The organism is Winogradskyella psychrotolerans, assembly GCF_018860545.1.
Taxonomy (GTDB): Bacteria; Bacteroidota; Bacteroidia; order Flavobacteriales; family Flavobacteriaceae; genus Winogradskyella; species Winogradskyella psychrotolerans_A.
In genome coordinates, this window is sequence record NZ_JAHKPN010000010.1 from 22,459 (window position 1) to 42,328 (window position 19,870).

11 protein-coding genes are annotated in these 19,870 nt (G+C 35.2%); 4 read left to right on the forward strand and 7 right to left on the reverse strand.

Annotated elements, in window-relative coordinates; all coding sequences use genetic code 11:
- The first annotated feature begins 68 nt into the window (after nucleotides 1–68).
- Nucleotides 69–968: a carboxypeptidase-like regulatory domain-containing protein gene (locus KO515_RS03150; RefSeq protein WP_215934933.1), complete on the forward strand. Its 900-nt coding sequence runs from the start codon at nucleotides 69–71 to the stop codon at nucleotides 966–968.
- Between the two features lie 25 nt (nucleotides 969–993).
- Here KO515_RS03150 and KO515_RS03155 read toward each other — a convergent pair whose 3' ends face one another.
- Both KO515_RS03155 and pdxH read right to left on the reverse strand, forming a co-directional pair.
- Nucleotides 994–1,491 (reverse strand): CAP domain-containing protein, encoded by a 498-nt coding sequence (locus tag KO515_RS03155; RefSeq protein ID WP_215934934.1) that lies wholly within the window; start codon nucleotides 1,489–1,491, stop codon nucleotides 994–996.
- Nucleotides 1,492–2,001: 510 nt separating this feature from the next.
- Complete coding sequence (gene pdxH, locus KO515_RS03160) at nucleotides 2,002–2,649, reverse strand: pyridoxamine 5'-phosphate oxidase (protein WP_215934935.1); 648 nt, start codon at nucleotides 2,647–2,649, stop codon at nucleotides 2,002–2,004.
- Between the two features lie 82 nt (nucleotides 2,650–2,731).
- Here pdxH and KO515_RS03165 point away from each other — a divergent pair, with 82 nt between their 5' ends.
- The gene (locus tag KO515_RS03165; protein ID WP_215934936.1) at nucleotides 2,732–3,163 is read left to right on the forward strand and encodes a hypothetical protein; all 432 of its coding nucleotides are present in this window, start codon (nucleotides 2,732–2,734) and stop codon (nucleotides 3,161–3,163) included.
- On the opposite strand, the gene KO515_RS03170 is transcribed toward KO515_RS03165, so the two are convergent.
- The 5 genes from KO515_RS03170 to KO515_RS03190 form a co-directional block, all read right to left on the reverse strand.
- The gene (locus tag KO515_RS03170) at nucleotides 3,150–4,058 is read right to left on the reverse strand and encodes a ribonuclease Z (protein ID WP_215934937.1); all 909 of its coding nucleotides are present in this window, start codon (nucleotides 4,056–4,058) and stop codon (nucleotides 3,150–3,152) included. The two genes, KO515_RS03165 and KO515_RS03170, sit on opposite strands and share 14 nt — an antisense overlap.
- 83 nt (nucleotides 4,059–4,141) lie before the next feature.
- A complete protein-coding gene (locus KO515_RS03175; protein WP_215934938.1) occupies nucleotides 4,142–4,474 on the reverse strand; it encodes a ribonuclease Z in 333 nt (110 codons plus the stop codon).
- 3 nt (nucleotides 4,475–4,477) lie between these two features.
- The gene (locus tag KO515_RS03180) at nucleotides 4,478–5,407 is read right to left on the reverse strand and encodes an aspartate carbamoyltransferase catalytic subunit (RefSeq protein WP_215934939.1); all 930 of its coding nucleotides are present in this window, start codon (nucleotides 5,405–5,407) and stop codon (nucleotides 4,478–4,480) included.
- 104 nt (nucleotides 5,408–5,511) lie between these two features.
- Nucleotides 5,512–6,051: a bifunctional pyr operon transcriptional regulator/uracil phosphoribosyltransferase PyrR gene (pyrR, locus tag KO515_RS03185; RefSeq protein ID WP_215934940.1), complete on the reverse strand. Its 540-nt coding sequence runs from the start codon at nucleotides 6,049–6,051 to the stop codon at nucleotides 5,512–5,514.
- A gap of 301 nt (nucleotides 6,052–6,352) precedes the next feature.
- The gene (locus tag KO515_RS03190; protein ID WP_215934941.1) at nucleotides 6,353–8,041 is read right to left on the reverse strand and encodes an RluA family pseudouridine synthase; all 1,689 of its coding nucleotides are present in this window, start codon (nucleotides 8,039–8,041) and stop codon (nucleotides 6,353–6,355) included.
- A 223-nt stretch (nucleotides 8,042–8,264) separates the two neighbouring features.
- On the opposite strand from KO515_RS03190, the gene KO515_RS03195 reads away from it, so the two are divergent.
- A complete protein-coding gene (locus KO515_RS03195; protein WP_252723770.1) occupies nucleotides 8,265–9,449 on the forward strand; it encodes a hypothetical protein in 1,185 nt (394 codons plus the stop codon).
- Between the two features lie 743 nt (nucleotides 9,450–10,192).
- A complete protein-coding gene (locus KO515_RS03200) occupies nucleotides 10,193–19,867 on the forward strand; it encodes a PKD-like domain-containing protein (RefSeq protein ID WP_215934942.1) in 9,675 nt (3,224 codons plus the stop codon).
- The last annotated feature ends 3 nt before the right edge of the window (nucleotides 19,868–19,870 follow it).

Sequence of the window (19,870 nt, forward strand, 5' to 3'; positions counted from 1 at the left end):
AATATATTCATTTTAATAGTAAAGCACCAAAAGAAAGTAATTTTAGCCTAACATTAATAATTGTTTAAATGAAAATCATAGTATTACTCTTAATTGCCATAACGCATGTATCAATGTATTCACAAACGCTAAGTGGACAAGTTATAGACAGTCTAAGCAATACTAAATTAGCCTATGCTAACCTCGTTATTAAAAACACTAAAATAGGTGTATATTCCAATGAAGATGGAGCATTTAATTTAGATATCTCAAGGGTAGCGACCTCGGATACGTTGGTAGTGTCTTTAATAGGATTTCAAGAGCAAAGGATATCATTATCAGATTACAACAATACAAATAACTATGTGTTAAACATTTCTCTATTGCCAAAACTAGAAGCCCTTACCGAAGTTCTTATTTTAAGTAACACAAAAGTATACGAAAAACAGAAAACGCGTCTATCCACAAGTAAACGAAAACAAGTATTCCCAACATCGATTCCTTTTGGTTACGAAACAGCCACATTAATAGAAAACACAAAGCAGCGTCGAGGTAAATTAATTGAAGTAGAATTAAAATTTAAAGATTCTAGTTCTGAGATGTATAAAACATATCAAACGTATTATAGACTAGCTTTTTATAATGTAGACGACCATGGCTTTCCTGGTGAACTTATCTATTATGAAGACATCATTATAAAGCCTGAAAAGCACACAAAGAATTTTAAAATAGATTTAGAAGATCAACCTATACCATTCGGTAAAAATGGAATTTTCGTAGGTATTGAAACTATAAAGCCAGCGCATGTTGAAATTACCAATTCAATGTATTTAACAACGCCGAGCATTCTACATACACATGCTGAAAAACAATTAAAATTCACACGCTTCCACTCAAATAATTGGTCAAAGCATTCTCGAAAATCTGTGCTTAAAAAGAAGTACTATGCAATTCCTTTTATAAAAACAAAAGTGGTGTTTGAAAAATAGTAAAGACTATTGTGAAGAGCGGTAACTAGCGTTTAATAAAGATATTGGTAAAATACCATTTCCCTGCACTGTTCTGTTCAGCAGAAACATCGAAATGCGTAAAATCACCTTCAATATTTTCTCTGTGACTAGGACTCGCAATCCATGCATTTACAACAGCATCAGCAGAACTAAAGCCATAACCTACGTTCTCTGTTACCATGTTAGCATTTGCATTAGCTTGTAAACTTTGTTTTCTTAAGAAGAAATTATCGTGAGAAACATTGTTAACTTCAATCATATAATCTGTATGCGTGGATGCAACCGCCTTAACCGTTTCGTGATTCTCTAACGAACTCAATCCTTCAGTAATTCTGTAGGCATTAATAAGTTCCATAATTTCTATTTCTATCGATTTTGCAACAGGTGCAACAGGAACTTCAATTGAATTTAGGGCTTCATCTTCAGTAGAGTCAGTAGCACAAGATGTAAAGCTAATAATAGCAATAAAAGCCATTACTTGTAGGAGGTTAGTAACTTTCATTATGTAGGTTCTTTAGGTTTGGGACTACTAAATTAACCTTACAGTGAAACTAAACTGTTAAAGAAATGTTAAAATCGACAAACAACGTGTAGTTAGTCGATTTTTAATGCAAAACATCGATGAAATACATTTTTAAAGCTCAAAAACGAGTATTACAGCGAATAAATACGCGTTTCAGCGAAATCAATTCCACGACTAAATTGTGGTATTTCTGTATCAACTTTTGCTATGACATTAATTGGTGAAAATAAAATACAGGATCAAAATAATTATAATTACAGTTTCGATTATCCATAATTTATTCGTACTAATTTTTAAATTCTTGATAATAGATTGTTCTATAAACGCCAAGAAAATTGAAACTATTAATCCCAAGAAAAAGAAAGTACCAGCCAAAGCCATACCTCCATTATTATTAATGAGCAAATAATAAATAGAGCCACAAACCTCAATTATAATAGAGATCCCTAATAAAATGATGATTGGACTTAATCTAATTCTCATTGATAACTACGGTGCCAAGCGTTCAATTTTCCAATTGTAATCCTCTTGAAGTTGATATCGAATTCTATCATGAAGTCGGTTGGGTCTGCCTTGCCAAAATTCTAATTCTACAGGTTTAATTATGAATCCTCCCCAATGCTCAGGACGTTGTACTTCTTTACCTTCAAATTTAATTTCTAAGTCTTTTAGTTTCGTTTCTAATTCTTGTCTATCAGCAACCACTTCACTTTGATTAGAAACAACAGCTCCTAATTGGCTTCCTCTTGGTCGTGATTCAAAATAGCCATCACTTAGGTTTTCTGAAATTTTTTCCGCTTTACCTTTTATTATAATTTGTCGTTCAGCCGAATGCCAAAAGAATGATAAACACACATTAGGGTTTTCTAAAATTGCTTTTCCCTTTTCACTCTTATAATTTGTATAAAAAATAAAGCCTTCGTGCGTGTATTTTTTAAGCAGCACTACTCTACTCTTTGGATAACTATCTAATCCAATAGTAGAAATTGTCATGGCATTAGTTTCACCAACATTAAAATGGGTATCGACTTCTACAAACCAGTTTCGGAATAGCTCCATAGGATTTTCTGGGACATTATTTAATAACAATTCCCCTTTTTCGTAAGATTTTCTATAATTACCTAGGTCTGCATTCATTACGTATTATTTTTAGATTTTATGCTTCTATAATTTTTTCTACAGCAAATTTCACTATAAATTTAAGGATTAAATAACATAAATGAAGTTTGAAGACAGTAAATATTCTAAGCTATTATCTTACAAAAAAGTAGAGTTTTCTTTTGGAACATTATACGAGACAGAATATTTCTTATTATCAGAACTAAATGAAGGTATTCATGTGGATCACCATATTGCTAGTGAATTAATTTCTAGATTTAGTGATTTAATTTTGAGAGGTCACAAAATAGGCTACATAGCCAATCGTTATAATTCATATTCGTTTGACCCGCAACTTTGGGTAGATTTCAATAATGATTACGATGCATTTATTGCTTCTGCAATTGTGACTTACTCTGACTTTAGCTACCTCAACGCATCTTTAGAAAAACAATTTTTCAGTAAAAGTCTGAAACGTTGCGACAATTTAGAGCAAGCTATTGAATGGATTATGAATTTAAAAGAATTTAAAAAAGATACTAATCAAAATTAAAGGTCTTGCCATCTTTTGATAATAACACATTATCAAAAACTGTTTTGGCTTCCGACTTAAATTCCTCGTAACCGTTATACCGTGTGGAATAATGGCCAAGTATTAAAGTCTCTACATTGGCTTTTTTAGCAATCGTAGCCGCTTGTTTTGCAGTACTGTGTTTCGTTGGTATACAAAGTGCTTCGTTTTTGTCTAAAAACGTAGATTCATGATACAAAACGGTACAGTCTTTTATAATAGGAATGATATCTTCATTGTAAACCGTATCACTACAGAATGCATAACTTTTTGGTGGCAATGGGTCTTTAGTTACTTTCGCATTACTAATTAAAACACCATCTTCATTTTCGACATCAAACCCTTGTTTTAACTTTCTAAAATAGGCCTTATCTATATTAGCTTCAGTGACTAAATTTATGTCAATTTTCCGCTCATTTTCCTTCTCTTTGAAAAGAAACCCATTCGTATAAACCCGATGTTTTAAAGGAATTGTATAAACTTCAACTTTATCGTCTTCATAAATTAATTCTGATTCATTTGAATTTAATTCATGAAAAATAAGTGGATATTTCGTCCAGCTTGAAGATAATTTCATTTGAAGTAATATAACTTCCTTTAAACCTTTTGGTGCATAAATATGAAGTTCGGTTTCCCGAGTTAAAAGACTAAAGGTATTCACCAAACCCACCAACCCAAAATAATGATCGCCATGAAGGTGGGAAATAAAAATATGCTTAATTCTCGAAAACTTAATCTTATTTCTCCTTAGTTCAACTTGAGTCCCTTCTCCACAATCAATCAAAAACATATGGTTTTTAATCTCTAAAATTTGAGCTGTAGGATTACTGTTAATACTTGGAGTGGCACTGTGACAGCCGAGAATAGTTAATTTCATTTAAAATAGATTGTCGTTTCGTCGTTTCTCGTTAATTGTATATACCCTTCGACTTTACAACTTAACAACAAACTTCTCAACTTTTAGAAGTCTAAATCGCGCTCAATATCTTCCATTTCAATTATATCAAAAGCCTCTTGCATAGTTGGCACTACAACTATTTCATCTGGCATGTCGTTTAAATCTACTTTTTCAGACACTAAAACAAACGATTTTTTATCACTACGATGCGTATTACTAAGACGTAAAAACTCAATCACATCTTGAAGCGATATTTGATCTAAACTCGTTAGGTTGATGATTAAATGTGTGTGTTTATAGGTATCGTAATCTGCTTCAATTTTTTTAACTAAATCAACAATTGAAACTTTTTCTTGAGTAATTATGGTAACATTACCATCTTTATCTATAATCATATCTTATTGTTTTATCTTAGAAGCTAACAAATAGATGACTGCCATCCTAACGGCAACACCATTTTCTACTTGATTTAAGATAATGGCTTGTTTAGAATCTGCAACATCACTTGTAATTTCTACTCCTCTATTAATTGGTCCAGGATGCATAATTACAATCTCTTTATTTAAGCTATCTAATAGTTCTTTATTAACGCCAAATTGTTGGGTATATTCTCGTGTTGAAGGAAAATAACTGATGTCCATACGCTCATTTTGTACTCTGAGCATATTGGCAACATCGCACCATTCTAAGGCTTTTTTTAAATTGGTTTCTACTTTTACGCCTAAGTCCTTTATGTATTTAGGTAATAATGTTTTAGGACCACAAACCATAACGTTTGCTCCTTGTAATTGTAAGGCATAAATGTTTGACAACGCCACACGACTATGCAAAATATCACCGACAATGACCACATTTTTTCCTTTTACACTTCCTAATGTCTCGCGTATTGAATAGGAATCTAATAAGGCTTGAGTCGGGTGCTCATGTGCTCCATCTCCAGCATTAATTATACTTGCATTAACATGTTTTGAAAGAAATACACCTGCACCAGGATTAGGGTGACGCATCACCACCATATCTACTTTCATAGATAAAATGTTATTAACCGTATCTATTAGTGTCTCCCCTTTTTTAACGGATGACTGCGATGCAGAAAAATTAATAACATCTGCTGACAAACGTTTTTCTGCCAATTCAAAAGATAATTTGGTACGTGTAGAATTTTCAAAAAACAGATTTGCAATCGTAATATCTCTAAGCGATGGTACTTTTTTAATGGGTCTGTTTATCACCTCTTTAAACTGATCGGCAGTTTCAAAAATAAGGTCGATATCTTGTTTGGTCAGATATTTAATTCCTAATAAGTGATTGACACTTAATTCGCTCATCTTTTATTCGCTTTTGGCTATTAGCTATTAGCTTTTAGCAATTCCCTTTATGTTTACTTGTTTATTCAAGTTCAACTTTGATTTCAAGTTCAACTTCATTTTTCTCATTTATCCACTAAATAAACGGCATCTTCTCCTTCATTTTCAAACCACTTCACGATTACCTTTTGATTATCAATAGCATCCACCTGTCTACCTCTATAGTTAGGTTGAATAGGTAAATGTCTACTAAAACGTCTATCAATTAAGGTTAATAATTCAATATCCTTTGGTCTTCCAAAAGATTGAATTGCAGTAAGTGCAGATCTAATGCTTCGACCTGTATATAAGACATCGTCTATAAAAACGACATTTTTATCTTCAACAATAAAATTAATTATAGTTGTATTCGCTTCTAATGGTTTGTCTCCTCTTCTAAAGTCATCTCTAAAAAACGTAATATCTAAATGTCCGAGTTGAATATTCTTAATCTTATAATCATCGGTTAAAATTTGAGCTAAACGATCAGCTAAAAATTTTCCTCTTGGTTGAATTCCGATTAAAACAGTTTCAGAAAAATCATCGTGATTTTCAATGAGTTGACAAGCCAATCTATGAAGGATAATGTTGACTTCCTTAGAGTTAAGTAATACTTTTTGACTCATAAATAGAACTCATTTAAACTTTTCAAGTTGCTAAAAAATTAATCTTTTTCACTATGTTTTTATCATTTATTACTTCCGTAACGATGCTATGCAAGTCAAAAATGACTTCAACACAGCGCAAAAATCTTTAATTTTCGCCTAAATTCAAAAGTAGAAATGAGTTCATAGTTTCCAAGCGTTGTTGGTTTACAAAGTTAGGATAAAATTTGTGGTTTGCAATAGCTTTTCTTCTAAAGACCATTCACAAAAAACAAAAAGACAGGAGCTAAAATCGCATTGAGAAGTTTCCGCTTTTCAACATTTAAAATGGAGCTTCACAACTAAAACTAACCCACTCTCGCTTTATGGGATGTTCAAAACTTAAAGTTTCTGCATGAAGGTGTAATCGGTTGGCAAGTCTACCGTATAAATCATCACCAACTATGGGAGAATTTAAACCTTTGTGATGCGCTGCATGGACACGCAATTGATGGGTTCTACCGGATATTGGATAAAAGTGAATTCTAGTTTTATGGTCCTTGACCTCAACTACCTCATATTTTGTCGTCGCTTTTTTACCATGTTCATAACACACTAATTGTCTAGGCCTGTTATTTAAATCCACTCGAAGTGGTAAATCTATAATACCTTCTGTTGTTTCTAAAACTCCATCTAAAACCGCAACATATCGTTTTTTAATGGTTCGGTTAATAAATTGTTTTTGAAGGTGTTTATGAGCTCTTTCACTTTTAGCAACAACCAACAAACCTGATGTAGACATATCTAAACGATGCAATAATAAAGGACCTGTAGCTTCAGGTAAGTAGGTTTTCATTCGTGTTAACACCGAATCTTTTATGGTTTTTCCTGGTACTGATAAAAACTCATGTGGCTTATTTAAAACTAAGAGAAAATCATCTTCATAAATAATGTTTAACTCGCCATTAAATACTCCTGCAGTTTCAATTGGGTTGGGTTCCACATCCAAACCCTGCATCATATGGCCTAAAATAGGTTCACATCTGCTACGACAAGAGGGATAGAATTGTCCATGACGACGTACTTCAGTGTTTGGTGCTATTCCCCACCAAAATTCAGCCATGGCAATAGGTTTTAAAGCATTTTCATAAGCATACTGAAATAATTTAGGAGCAGCACATTCTCCTGCCGCTGCTGGAGGTCTCCCTAATTCTGTAGTCTTAAAAATATCTATTAAATCTTTTACATCTCCTTTTGCATTCAAAAAACAATACTGCTCGTGAATTCGTTTTTGTAAACCTGCAGAACGTGTTTTTCGCTCTAGTTTTAAATCCTCAATAGGCTGCGTTAATTCCCGTAAACGCTGCTCCGCTTTTTCAAGTTCAGCCTCACATTTTAACTTTAAATATTTTAAATCGAGATTATTTTTAATGCTTTGTTGCTTCAGTGTCTCTAAAAAAGATTCGTTCTCTGCTATTGATAGATGCTCATGCTCTACTTCTACTCTACGGAGCTTCCTTTTTTGTTTTTCAGTTTTTATATGTTTTTTAAAATCTTGAATTTTTTGAGCATTATCTTCTTTTATTTGCTCAATACATAACCTTATTTCATCTAATTCCGGATTCTGCTCTAAGTTTTCAATCGCTTTGGTCAAAATATTTAATTGACCTTCGTTTTGTTTGTAAAAACCGTCTTCATTTAAAGTATCATATATAGGTGGCACAAATCCTTTAAGGTGATTTGTTTCCGCCAATTTCCCCGAAAATGCTGCGATATAACCTAGTTGTCCTTCTAAAGTTTCAACGATCATCACACCAAACATTTTTCCGATTGATATACCTGATTTATTTTCACACAAACCAAAATTATGCTCAAAATCTAATTGTGTATTTAGATAGGTTTTTAGCTCCTCAGCAGCTTTAACACAAAGTGGATGTGATGTATAATAAAACGGAAAGGTGAATTGTTCCGGAAGTGTTTCCGATGTGTTATCTGCTATAGGATGAAAACAACCATCTTCCGTGTAAAACATGTACTTTTTATTGATTTGCAAAGAAACAAAATTATAAATGAGTTACAACCGTCAGCTGAAGTGAAATTTATTTTTATTCATATGGTTACGAGATCTCTTTAAGTAAAAAAAACATTGCGACACTACTTATTCACACAGCATTAATCCCTTCATTTGGTGAAAGTTTTATATTTTGGCATCATAATTGGAATTAGAGATTTATAACCAATAAAAACACAAGATTATGAAAAGACTTCTACTATTATCAGTCCTTGTTACGGTACTTGTATCTTGTAGTGCCAAAAAACAAATTGAGAGCGCCATTAGCCAAGGAAATTATGACCAAGCTATTTCTGATGCTTTAGAAAAATTAGAAAATAACAAAGATAAAAATCGTAAGCAAGATTATATTGTGATGCTTCAAGATGCATATAATAAAGTTTTGGAAGAGGATTTACAAACTATAAAACATCTTAAAAAAGATGGCAATCCAGAGCAATACAAAACAATTTATGATATGTATTCGGACTTGGAAGCTAGACAAGTCGCGATAAAACGTGTAATGCCTTTACAAATAGACGGTAAAACCATCAATTTTACATTTAAAGATTATAGTTCTGAATTGGTTGATTATAGATATAAAACGTCTGACTATTTAATTAACCAAGGCATAGCGCTTTTGGATTCAAATGATAAATACAATGCAAGAGAAGCGCATGACATCTTTAGTTATATAGAACGTATTAATCCTAATTTTGAAGAAAACCGAAGCTTAATAACAGAAGCACATCTAAAAGGAATGGATTATATCCACGTGTCTATTCAAAACCACACACAGCAAATTATTCCACAACAATTAGAAGCGGAATTATTAGATTTTAACACCTATGGTTTAGATCAATTCTGGACAACATACCACGCAACTCCTGATAAATCTATAACTTATGATTATGCCATGCAATTACAATTAAAGCAAATCATTGTATCACCTGAACGGGTTAATGAACGTCAAATATTAAGAGAACAAGAAATTGTTGATGGCTGGGAATATCAATTAGATCGTGCTGGCAATGTAAAAAAAGATAGCCTCGGCAATGACATAAAGATTGACAAGATTGTAAATGTGAAAGCTAGGTTTACAGAGGTTATACAAACTAAATCGTCTCAAGTTATTGCCAATGTTGTTTACAAAGACTTAAAACAGAATCAAACTATTGATACGTTTACCGTAGATAGTGGATTTGTTTTTGAAAACATTTTTGGCACTTATAAAGGCGATAGAAGAGCTTTAAACAAAGACGATAGAAATTTGTTGAACCAGAGACAAATTCAATTCCCTTCTGATGAACAAATGGTCTATGATACTGGTGAAGATTTGAAGCTTCAGTTAAAAAACATTATTAATTCGTATACTGTGACAAGAAGTTAGAATTGTTTTCTAATTCAGCAGAATAAAACTCTCATATGAGCATATCAATGTTCATTCATGAGAGTTTTTTTATATCTATTATTTTATGAATTTCACATAAAATCCACCTCTAAAATATCATTTTGATATTTTCAATCAATTCAATTAATTATATCTCAACAACTTTTTTAAAAATTTAATTTACACGGATTGTAGATTTTATAGAAGTGGAATCAATTTTTCATTTATATCCGAATATCCCTATTTAGTTCATAGCAATTATAAAGTAAGCGCTTAATAAGAAAACGGCGTATGTCCGTTGTGGAAAATTTAGAACGACGGGTACTATACAAATGATGACTAAAATACTTTAAATTTTGATATTTATTCAAAGTAAATCGCTGAATAACATCAAAAATTAAGTCTCATCAAGACTAAATAGCAAGAAAATCATCTTTTTTAACTATGTGCAATATCATATTTTTAAGTTTGAAGAACCTGTGTTTTTATAATCGAATCACAAGAAAACCCTTACTAAATCAAGACTTAAGCACCAGTCATTTTCTTACTTTACACTATATAAAAATACACTTTATCGCATTAAATTGCATTTTACCGATGATTATGTTTGTAAATTTCACTTTAAAATCTATATTTGCCCATCCCTACATGTAATAAAATTTTTAGTTCACTATATAAAATTAACGAGCTAAACATTACTCCCTAATAATGTTTTGTTTTTTTAAACATTAAATATTACTGTTATGATAAATCATTACTTTAGGTTTTTAACTTTTGTTGCTCCATTAGTATTTCTATTATTAATTTCTACTTTTTCTTTTGCACAGACCACCGTCATTAACCCGAATGCTGAAGGTGGTTTTGAATCAGGAACTACATTTGCTAGCAATGGCTGGAGTGCAACAACTAATAACAATAATACAAGATGGGTATGTGAACCTGATGCAGAACCAGGATTTACAGGTAATAGATCTGCATACGTATCATACGATAATAGAGCACCATATGATCATTCGTACAGAACCAATAGAACCAGAATAACTCATCTTTATAGAAATGTCACAATTCCAGCTGGTGCTACTAATATATTATTAGATTTTAGGTGGATTAGTGAAGGCGAAGTATGGAGGGGAACTGTTTATGATGCTATGAGAGTATGGTTGGTACCTACTTCTTATACACCAAATTATAACAGTCAAATTACTGCTTTTGGGGGAAGAGTGCAAATTGGTGAAGACGATTATTACGATCAGGATACATGGACCAATGAAACGAATATTACCATTCCTAACACATATGCCAATACCACATTCAGGTTAGTTTTTGAATGGAGAAATGATAATAGCGCAGGTAGTCAACCTCCTGCTGCCATAGATAATGTGTATTTACGTTATACCAACCCAACACCAACGATAGCAAACTTTAATCCAACAACTGTTTGTCCGGGAGATTCTATAACCATTACAGGAACCAATTTTTCTGGTGCAACTGCGGTTAGATTTAATGGCGTTAATGCCACATCTTATACCGTAGATAGTGCTAATCAAATTACAGCTGTTGTACCAGTTGCAACTACTGGCGCAATTACCGTAACAACAAGTGCAGGAACTGCCAACAGCGCAAATAATATAATAATCAATTCATCATCTACGGCACCTAGTGCTATATCTGGAACAGATCTTATTTGTTCAGGGAGTTCTACAACATTAACAGCTAGTGGTGGCAAAGCAGGAACTGGCTCCTCTATTCAATGGTTTTCAGGATCATGCGGAGGTACCGTTCTTCATACTGGGAATACATTTAATGTTAGCCCACCTTCAACGACTACTTATTTTGCGAGACGAAATGGCACCTGTAATACTACAGGTTGTATATCATATACAGTTACAGTAGAAAATCCTGTCACAGCTGCAGGTACAATCACAGGTACATCTCCGGTTTGTCAAGGAGAAACAGGCATTGCTTTTTCTGTGCCAACAATCACAAATGCTACAAATTACACGTGGTCGTTACCAATAGGTGCTACCATAGCATCTGGTAATGGGACAAATAGTATTACTGTTAATTTTTCGGCATCAGCCGTTTCTGGAAATGTATCAGTTTACGGCAGTAATTCATGTGGAAATGGAGCAACTTCTAGTTTTCCCGTCGCTGTAAATAATTTACCAAATAACGCAGGAAGCATCACAGGTACAGCTACTGTATGTCAAGGAGAAACAGGTATTTCATTTTCTATACCTACAATTTCTAATGCAACAGGCTATACATGGACGTTACCAGCTGGAGCAACAATTGTTTCTGGCGCTAATACAGAGAGTATTACTGTAGATTTTTCACCAACTGCAACTTCTGGAACAATAAGTGTCTTTGGAACAAATGCATGTGGTGATGGTGCTGACTCAAATTTTTCGGTAACAGTAAATAACCTGTCTATGGCACCTACAAGCATCACAGGAACATCAAACATTTGCGAAGGAACATCTACAGAACTTTTTGCAAATGGAGGGACTGTTGGTACAGCTGCTAATATAGAATGGTACACGGATTCGTGTGGTGGTACATCTGTTGGGTCAGGAAATAGCATTACGGTTTCACCAACAACAGACACCACATATTACGTGAGATATGAAAGTATATGTAATACAACATCGTGTGCTTCTGTAACAGTAACAGTAAATCCTTTACCACTCGCAGCAGGAACTATTACAGGTACTAGTACAGTCTGTCAAGGTGAAAATAATGTATCTTACTCCGTACCTGCAATTACTAATGCAACAAGCTATACATGGTCAGTCCCAACTGGAGCGACTATAGTTAATGGAGCTGGAACAAATAGTATTGAAATAGATTTTGGATTATCGGCAGCCTCTGGTGATGTCAGTGTACAAGGCACAAATTCTTGTGGTAACGGTACAATTTCCGATTTCGCGGTAACGGTTAATCCTTTACCTGACACAGCAGGAACAATTACAGGTTCAGCAATTGTGTGTCAAGGTGATACAGGTGTTTCTTTTTCTATACCAGCAATTGCGAACGCTACTGATTATACATGGACATTACCTACAGGTGCCTCAATAGTATCAGGAAGTAATACAGAATCCATTACCGTTGACTTTTCAGCAGTAGCTGCATCAGGAGTTATTACCGTAGTAGGAACTAATTCTTGTGGCTCAGGTGTGGTATCAGCTAATTTTGATATCGCCGTAAATATCCCATCTGTAAAACCAACAAGTATTTTAGGAACCTCAACTATATGTGAAACTCAATCTACCACCTTAACATTAGATGGTGGCATTGCTGGCACTGGAGCAACTGCAGAATGGTTTTCTGGTTCTTGCGTTGGTACTTCTGAAGGTACAGGAAATAGTATTACGGTTTCTCCAACAACAACTACTGAATACTTTGTTAGATATTCTGGGGATTGTAATACTACATCGTGTGCATCTGTAACCGTAACCGTAAACCCATTGCCAGATTCCGCAGGAACTATTACAGGTCCTATCGAAGTTTGTCAAGGTCAAAATGGTGTTACTTATACCGTGCCTGCTATTACTAATGCAACAGATTATATTTGGACATTACCAACAGGAGCAACAATTGCTAGTGGAGCAAATACAAATAGTATTATTGTAAACTATAGTGTAACAGCAGCTTCTGGAAGTATAACCGTTCAAGGCTCTAATGCTTGTGGTGTTGGATCTATTTCTACACTTCCTATAACAATAAATATAACACCTTATATTGCTATTAACTATACAACAACCGCTTGTAGTGAAGGTTTGGCAATAGTATCGCCTGCAAATGGAGGAGGCAATACAGTTCCTGTTGGAACCACTTATTCTTGGGGTTTACCAAGTATTTCAGGAGGTCTTACAGGTGCAACTGTTGAAAGTGGACAAGCCAACTTTAATCAAACACTTGTTAACACGACGGGTTCAACCCAAACAGCATCTTATAATGTCACAGCGACAACGGGTGGCTGCTCCGCTTCTACTTTTGTAGTTGTTGTGACAGTACATCCAAAACCAATTGTAAGTGCAACACCAATTAGTCAAACCATTTGTCCAGGAGAAGCAATAACTACGATAAATTTTTCTGAAACTAGTGGCGTTTCTGGAACAATAGATTACGATTGGATTAGAAGTAACACAGGCAATGTTACAGGTATGACTGCTAATGGCTCTGGATCGTCAATAACAGGAACTTTATCAAATAGCACTAATGTTGCACAAACAACTACGTTCTCAGTAATAGGTACGTCTCAAAATGGGTGTACATCAGATCCTATTACTATTACTGTAACTGTTGATCCTACTCCTACTGTATTAGCCACACCTAGCACTCAAAATATTTGTTCAGGTGATGCCATAACTGATATCGCGATTAGTAATCCTAATAATGTTGCAGGAACCATAACTTATAGTTGGAATAGAGATAATCTAACCAATACTGCCGGAATGCCGAGTAGTGGCACAAGTATTGCTTTAGGAACAGCTATTTCAGGCACCTTAACCAATACAACAAACACTCCTCAAACGACGACATTTACGATAACTGCCTACGCTAATGGTTGTGCTTCAGCAACAACCACAGCTACAGTAACTGTTAATCCTACCCCAACCGTTTCTGCATCAATAGCATCACAAACCGTTTGTGATGGTGACGCCATAAGTCCGATTGCAATTACAAACCCTAATAATGTATCAGGAACTATATATACTTGGACAAGAAACAACACAACAAATCTAACTGGTTTTCCAAATAGTGGGTCTGGCTCACCAATTAACGGCACGTTTGTAAATAATACCAACGTTAATCAAACTGCCATATTTACAATTACAGCCACTGTCAACGGATGTAGTTCAACAACCACATCTGAAGTCATAGTAAAGCCAACACCAAAAATAGTAGCTACACCAACTTCACAAACGATTTGTGATGATACAGCAATTACCAATATTGTATTAAGCACTAGTAATAATGTTTCAGGAACAACGTATTCGTGGACTAGAAATAACACAACTAATATAACGGGTGTAGCAGCAAGTGGTACAAGTTCTACAATAAGTGGTACATTATTAAATGGAACAACTAGCACACAAACGACTACATTTACTATTACTGCTACAGCAAATGGCTGTAGTACAACTACAACAGCTACGGTAACTGTTTATGCCCCTTTGATTGATCCAGTAATATCTGATAGCCAGTCTGTCTGCTTAGGAGCCAATCCAACTATATTAAAAATTGATAATTTAGCATCTGTAGGTGGTTCTGGTAGCTATAGTTACCAATGGCAACGAAGTGATGACGGAATAATAGGATGGAGTGATATAGCAGGCGCAACTAATAGTACTTATCAACCACCTAGCATCCCTATATTTTCTTGGAACGCTGACAACTACTATTATAGAGTCAAAATTACTGATGCTTGTGGAACTGTATATAGTGAACCTGTATTCATACAAGTAATATCTGATGGAGGTTTTGATTTTAATACGGATGATGATTTGAGCGGTGCATTATGTCCTGGAGGCTCCTTCTCTCCTTCCCTAACGTCTGCCCATGCTAGTAGCTCAGCCGTACGTTACAGTTGGGCTGCAGATAGTGATTATATTTTACCAAGTACTGGTGGACCTATAGGCACTACAGGAGGGCGTTACTTTTTTAATCTCCTTAGAAACTCAACAGGAACTATAGGGCCATTAACTACTCAGAATAATACTAATGCAACGGTTACGACCGTTCTAGAAATTACGCCCGCAGTTTATAACTACGCGGGAAATAATCCAGATGATAGTGATTTTATCTGTAGTATTTCACCTCAATATATTAATGTAACCATAAGACCAACACCTGTAGCCACAGCATCTGCACCTTTTACGACTATTTGTAGTGACACTAGCGCTGATATTGAAGTCAACGGAAATATTACAGATGCCAATATGCAGTTCTCATGGACTAGAAATAACACAGGCAATGTTTCTGGCCCTTCTAGTGGTAACTCAGGTAACATAAGCACACCTTCCAACAGTTATACAATTGTAAATAACTTGGTAAATAATACCAGTGTAACACGAAATGTCACTTATACTATTACTCCTACATCTAACGGATGTATTGGTGATGAAATAACATTTGTTATTGCTGTGGCACCAAAAGTTAACCCTGGCGTTGTTGGTACAAACCAAACCTTATGTTCTGGTGGTGACCCAGTTGCTTTTACACAAACAACAGCTGCCACTGGTTTAAATTTATCTTACCAATGGCAGAACAGCACAACAAGTGCAACTGGCCCTTGGACAGATATTACTGGTGCAATATCTACAACTTATAACTCACCTGCCTTAACACAAACCACATGGTTTCAACGTGTTGTAACCTCTACCGTTAATGGTGTAAATTGTGAGTCCGTTAACACAACACCAATACAAGTCCTAATTAATGATATTGATGGAGGTACTATTTCTGGAGACCAAACCATTTGTGATGGTGGAGACCCGACTGTATTAGGAAATACATTACCTGCTACTGGAGGTGGTACTATTAGCTACCAATGGCAAAGCAACATAACGGGCTGTGGTGGTTCATGGGGAGATATTTCTGGCGCTACGGGTGCCACTTATAATCCACCACCAGGTTTAACAGATACCACATATTTCCGTCGTTTAGGAACATCAACACTCAACGTTGCAGATTGTACAGCAGCAAGTAATTGTATAATTGTAACAGTAAACAAAGTCACTGGTGGTGAAATTGGAAACGACCAAGTCATTTGTGGAGATAATCCAGACGCGTTTACGGTAATCACACCAGCAACTGGTAGTGGTTCATTATCTTACCAATGGCAAATAAGTACTACTGGTACTTCAGGTCCTTGGACAGATATTGCAAGTGCTAATGGAGCTACTTACAACGCACCTGCTGGTTTGATGACAACATCCTATTACCAAAGAATAGTAATTTCTACTTTAAACGGAGTGGCATGCGAAGCCACAAGTATTAATGCCATAACCGTCATAGCTAATAGTGTTACTGCCGGTACAATTTCTGGGAATAGAACGGTTTGTTCTGGTGGAGATCCAGATCCGTTTACAATATTGACACCTGCCACAGGTACAGGTTTAACCTACCAATGGCAAAGTAGTACCACATCTGGTGCTGGACCATGGACTAATATTGGAGGTGCTACGAGCGCAACCTATAATGTACCAGGAGGCATAACAACCACTACCTATTATCAACGCGTTGTAACAGCAACTATTAATGGTGTTAGTTGTGAATCCGAATCAAACTTTTTAGTTGTATTTGTAAATGATATTTCACCTTCAACTATTGCAGGTAATCAAATAGTCTGTAGTACAGATGATCCTACTGCATTTACAGTAACAACACCTGCGACTGGAAATGGAACTTTATCCTACCAATGGCAAAGTGCTCCGAGTGCTTCTGGTCCTTGGACAAATATAAATTTAGCAACTAGTACTACATACGATCCACCAATACTATCTAACACAACTTTTTATCAGTTGATAACAACCTCAACACAAAACGGTGTTGCGTGTTCTGAAATTAGTAATACAGTTGAAAAAACGGTGATTCCATTTATTGATGCTGATGCTTCTGCTGATTTATCAACTATTGTAGATTGTAACGACACAACTATTCAGTTGGAAGGTAATGAATCAGGGACTTGGTCTGCAGTCTCTATTCCTTCGGGAAATGCTTTTAGCTTCTCTGACCCCTTAGACCCAAATGCGACTTTTACCGGTGAAAGCGGTGCAAGCTACACAATTACCTGGACACTAAATAACGCTGGGCCTTGTGCACAATCTATTACTACATTTAATGTTAACTTCCTATCTTGTGGTGAATTCATAGATTTCGATGCTAGTAGTGAGAGCAGTGTTAATTTCGGTGATTCCTATGATGTCTCAGGAAATTTTAGTATTGAAATTTGGGTAAAACCAAATGCTATTAATGGGACTATTCAAACTATTCTATCTAAAAGAGATGCTAGTAGCTTAACAGATGGCTATGATTTACGTTTAGTAGATGGAACAATCTCATTTAACACCAATAATAGTACAAGTGTTTCAGCAAGTGGAATGACAGCAAACCGTTGGTATCATATCGCTGTTACCTATGACGGAACATATACGCTTTATGTAGATGGCATTGAAAAAGATGCTATTTCAGCTGCTAGTCCTGCAGGAAACAGTTCTGACATGCTTTTAGGCGCTATGGCACAAGCAACAAGCACTCCAACAAACTACTATAATGGTTGGATGGATGAAATCCGTATTTGGAATAAAGCATTGACAGTAGATCAAATTAGAACAATGATGAACCAAGAAATTGAAAACGATGGTGGTGTAATTGGAAGTGTGACAGGCAATCAAGTTCCTACAAACTTAAGTTGGTCTGATTTGGATGCTTACTACCAAATGAACCAAGGTACATCAGATATTAGCGCTGGATATTTAAATGCAGACGTTGGTACCAATGGACGTTTACTAAACATGACGACAAGTCAAGCTGAAACTGCACCTTTACCGTATACAAGTGCAGCAAGCGGATATTGGGACACGCCAGAAACATGGCTAAATCACGATGTTCAAATGTTACCAAATACAGGTGGCATAGATTGGAACATTGTTAGAATCCAACATAACATCACTTCTGAAAATAGAGAAACAACACTTCTTGGTTTATCGGTTGATGCCAACACCTATACTATTAATAATAATCAGTTATTAACTGTAAACAAATACTTAAAAAGTGATGGTGTACTAGATTTAGAAGGAGAATCGCAACTCTTACAAGATGAAAATGCATATATAGATTACACAAACAGTAGCGGCCATATGGAACGCGACCAAAAGGGTACAGCCAATACATTTAATTATAATTATTGGGGCAGCCCTGTGAGTTCTGCTGGAGCATTTAATGCTAGAACATATACTTTAGAAGATATTCTTTACGACGGAAACCAAAAAGTTATTTGGATAAATGGACATGATGGTGCACCAGGAAACCCAGTATCAATTACACGTCGTTGGATTTATTCCTTTTCTGAAGGTCAAGAAGATGATATGTCTGATTGGGAATTAGAAGGAGAAACAGGCGTCATTAGTGCAGCTTTAGGATTTACAATGAAAGGTCCTGGCCCCGGAAATGCTTCAGGAAACCATAATTACACTTTCAGAGGAATGCCGAATAATGGTGAAATCACTACAACTGTTACGGATAATGCCCCTATTCTTAATCAAACATTAGTAGGTAATCCATACCCATCAGCTATTGATGCTAATGAATTTATTAAAGATAACATTCCTAATAGTGTTGTGCCTACTGCTAATATCGGAACAACTGGCAGTATTGATGGTGCTCTCTATTTTTGGAAGCAGGCATCAACAAATAACACTCATATTTTTGCAGATTATCAAGGTGGTTATGCAACTTACAATTTATCTGGTGGTCTAGGAGCTGTAGCTCCCCCTGGTATTGGAGTTGTTGGTGATGCTATTTTAGCAATACCAAAAAGATATATTCCCGTAGGACAAGGTTTCTTTGTAAACGCTGCCGCTGGCCAAAACAGCAACATTGTTATATTTAAAAATAGTCAACGTTCATTTAAAAAAGAAGGTCTTGAATCTTTATTTCTAAGATCTACCAATGATTCATCAGATTTAAATATAAGCGTAGAAAATGGTGATGAGAATTTAATCCAACGTATCCGATTGAAATTTAGTTCACCCGAAGGTGCTATAAGACCTTTATTATTGGCTTTCACTCCAAACAATGATGCCACAGATTTATTTGATTATGGCTATGACGCCTTAAACACGGAAACATTCCCAAGCGACCTATCCTTCCTTATCGAAGGTAAAAACTATGTCATTCAAGGTGTAGGTGAATTTGATGAGACTAAAGTCTATCCTTTAGATATGGTTATTGGTGAGCAAGGCAATATTGAAATCGGACTCACTGAACTTGAAAACTTCGACGAGGCTATAGATGTCTATATTTTTGATGCTGTAGAAGGGACGTATACCAGATTTAATGAGGTTAATTTCCAAATGAATTTAGGAGCTGGGACTTATAATGATAGATTCTACTTAGCATTTGAAGAAGACAGTACACTTTCTAGTATTGAAGAAGAGTTTAAAGATGTCATGGTTAGATATTTACACGATACTAATGAAATCTATGTGAAGACACCTCCTTCTGCTAAGGTTAAGCAATTGTACTTAATTAACGTCGGTGGTCAAACTGTAGCTTCATGGAATGCTACGAACCTCCCCATGTCTAACGAGATTAAAATTCCGGTGAAACATATTTCTGAAGGTAATTATATTATTAAAGCTGAAACAGAAACAGCTACATTTAATAAAAAGATTATAATTAAATACTGATAA